This is a genomic window from Micromonospora sp. H61 (assembly GCF_018070325.1).
GTDB classification, from domain to species: Bacteria; Actinomycetota; Actinomycetes; order Mycobacteriales; family Micromonosporaceae; genus Micromonospora; species Micromonospora salmantinae.
Window position 1 is genome coordinate 1 of record NZ_JAGPXY010000174.1, and the last position, 2,685, is coordinate 2,685.

Consider the following 2,685-nt stretch of genomic DNA (forward strand, 5'->3'; position numbering starts at 1 on the left):
CGGCGCTCGTGGGCCACCTCACCCTGCAGCCGCCGCCAGCTCTCCCTCCGACGGGTGGAGAGTTCGCCGGTGTGCAGCGCCTCCCGGACCGCGCAGGCCGGCTCGCCGTCGTGGCCGCAGTCGGCGTACCGGCAACCCTCGGCCAGCCCGGCGATGTCGGCGAACGCCCGGTCGAGCCCGGTCGCGCCGTCCAGCAGGCCGACCGCCCGGACACCGGGCGTGTCGATCACCGCACCGCCACCGGGGATGGGTACGAGGGCCCGCCAGGTGGTGGTGTGCCGACCCTTGCCGTCGACGCGCCGGATCGCCTGGGTGGGCATCATCACCGCCCCGACGAGGGCGTTGACCAGGCTCGACTTGCCCGCACCGGACGGGCCGAGCAGGCCGAGCGTGCGGCCGGGCGTCACCTCGGCACGCAACGGTTCCAGCCCGAGGCCACGTTCGGCGCTGACCGGGAGCACCGGCACCCCGGGGGCGACGGCGGCCAGCTGGCGGGCCAGCGCGGCCGGGTCGGCCGCGAGGTCCGCCTTGGTCAGTACGACAAGTGGCCGGGCGCCGGACTCGTGGGCCAGGGAGAGCAGCCGCTCGATGCGGCCCACGTCCGGCTCGGGGTGCACCGGCTCCACCACGGCGGCGGCGTCGAGGTTGGCGGCCAGCACCTGACCGCTGGCGTCCTTGCCGGCGGTACGCCGGATCAGCGCGCCTCGCCGCGGCAGCACCACCTCCACTGTGACGCGGCGGTCCGGCCAGTGGGTGAGCAGCACCCAGTCCCCGGCGCAGGGCAGCGCGGACGGGTCCCGTGCGGCGACGGTCAGCACCGCCCCACCCAGGCTGGCCCGGACCGGGCCGACTGCGGTGAGCACCGTGCAGACCCCCCGGTCCACCCGGGCCACCCGACCCGGCTGGTGCTCGCCGCGGCGCGCGGCGTACGCCGTCCGCTCGGCGTCCCAGCCGAGGGCGGTCAGATCGATCGTCATGGCATCCTCATCGGTGTCGAAGCTGGTGATGGCGGAACACGCGTGCCACGTCCGGCATGATCACCACCTCCGTCCGATGTCCCGGTGCCGCGTCTGCCGCTGACGGTAGGTCGCGCGCCGACGCGCCGAAAGCGATTTCCGCGGCGACGGCGCGACGGCGGACCGCTAGGGTCGACGGGTGACAACGGATCCGCTGTTGCTGATGGGCGAGGTGGACGCGGCCACCAGGCGACTACTGCGTACCGCCGCTTCTTTCGACACCGCGGACCTGGCCGCCGCGTCGCTGCTGCCGGGCTGGACGCGCGGCCACGTGCTGGCGCATGTGGCGCGCAACGCCGACGGTTTCGTCAACCTGCTCACCGCGGCCCGCACCGGGGCGGCGCTGCCGATGTACGCCTCGCTGGACGCCCGCACCGCGGACATCGAAGCCGGTTCGGGCCGGCCGCCGGCCGCGCACCTGGACGACCTGCGACGCACCGCGGACCTGTTCTCCGAGGCGGTCGCGGCCATGCCGGCCGACGCCTGGGCGGCGACGGTGCAGGCGCGTAAGGGCCCGTGGCCGGCGGCGCTGCTGGTCTGGGGTCGACTGCGGGAGATCGAGGTGCACCACCTCGATCTGGCCGCCGACTACCGGGCCGCGGACTGGTCGGAGACGTTCGCCCACCGTCTGCTGCGGGAGGCGGCCGGTCATCACGCCATGGGGCCGACACCGCCGTCGATGGTGCTGCGCCTCGACGGCAGCGAGCATGAGGTGGTGATCGGGGAGCGCGTGGACGCCCCGGTCGTCGCCGGCCCCGCCCCCGACCTCGCCGCCTGGCTGATCGGCCGCGCCGACGGCGCCCAGCTCTCCGTCACCCCTGACGGTCCCCTGCCTACTCCACCGGAATGGATATAGAAACGTCATGACATACAGCGGAGACGTCACGCACGGCGGCGCACCGGCGGTTCGGGAGCTGGACGGGCTGACCATCAGCAAGCTGTCGGTGGGTCCGATGGACAACAACGCCTACCTGCTGCGCTGCACGGGCACCGGTGACCAGGTGCTGATCGACGCCGCCAACGAGGCGCCCCGGCTGCTCGAACTGATCGGTGACGGTGGGCTCACCGCCGTGGTGACGACCCACCAGCACATGGATCACTGGGTGGCGCTGGAGGAGGTCGTCGCCAAGACCGGCGCCCGGGCGTTGGTGCACGCCGATGACGCGTCGGGTTTGCCGATCGAGGCGGAGCGGCTGGCCGACGGCGACACCGTGGCGGTCGGCGACTGCGCGCTGGAGGTCATCCACATCAAGGGGCACACCCCGGGTTCGATCGCGCTGCTCTACCGCGACCCGGCCGGCACCCCGCACCTCTTCACCGGCGACAGTCTCTTCCCCGGCGGGGTGGGTAACACCGACAAGGACCCGGAGCGCTTCGCGGCGCTGATCGGTGACGTCGAGAACAAGCTGTTCGACCAGCTCCCGGACGACACCTGGTTCTACCCGGGTCACGGCAAGGACAGCACCCTGGGCGCCGAGCGCCCCGCCCTCCCCCAGTGGAAAGCCAGAGGCTGGTAACCCCCACCCCACCACCAACAAAGATCACCAACCGTCGGTACAGAACCACCAAGATCAATACCCACCGACGGCGGCGGCACCCTCGCACAAACCGGAACCACGACGGGGGCGGGGGCCCGCCGTGCCCGGCTCCGGGCGGTCAGGCTTGATCC

General features: G+C 73.1%; 3 protein-coding genes. 2 read left to right on the top strand and 1 reads right to left on the bottom strand.

The annotated features are described in order from the left end of the window. Nucleotides 1-977: ribosome small subunit-dependent GTPase A (gene rsgA / locus KBX08_RS32780; protein WP_210787633.1), on the bottom strand; the 977-nt coding region annotated here is incomplete at its 3' end. 178 nt (nt 978-1,155) lie between these two features. Between rsgA and KBX08_RS32785 the strand changes: the two genes are divergently transcribed. Together KBX08_RS32785 and KBX08_RS32790 are read left to right on the top strand one after the other, a co-directional pair. Continuing rightward, entirely contained in the window at nt 1,156-1,872 is a 717-nt protein-coding gene (locus tag KBX08_RS32785) for a maleylpyruvate isomerase family mycothiol-dependent enzyme (protein ID WP_210787634.1), read from the top strand. Between the two features lie 7 nt (nt 1,873-1,879). Next, complete coding sequence (locus tag KBX08_RS32790) at nt 1,880-2,533, top strand: MBL fold metallo-hydrolase (protein ID WP_210787635.1); 654 nt, start codon at nt 1,880-1,882, stop codon at nt 2,531-2,533. Nucleotides 2,534-2,685: the final 152 nt, after the last annotated feature.

Coding starts and splice junctions, on each gene's coding strand:
- KBX08_RS32790 (WP_210787635.1), top strand. CDS start 1,880: ATGACATACAGCGGAGACGTCACGCACGGCGGCGCACCGGCGGTTCGG.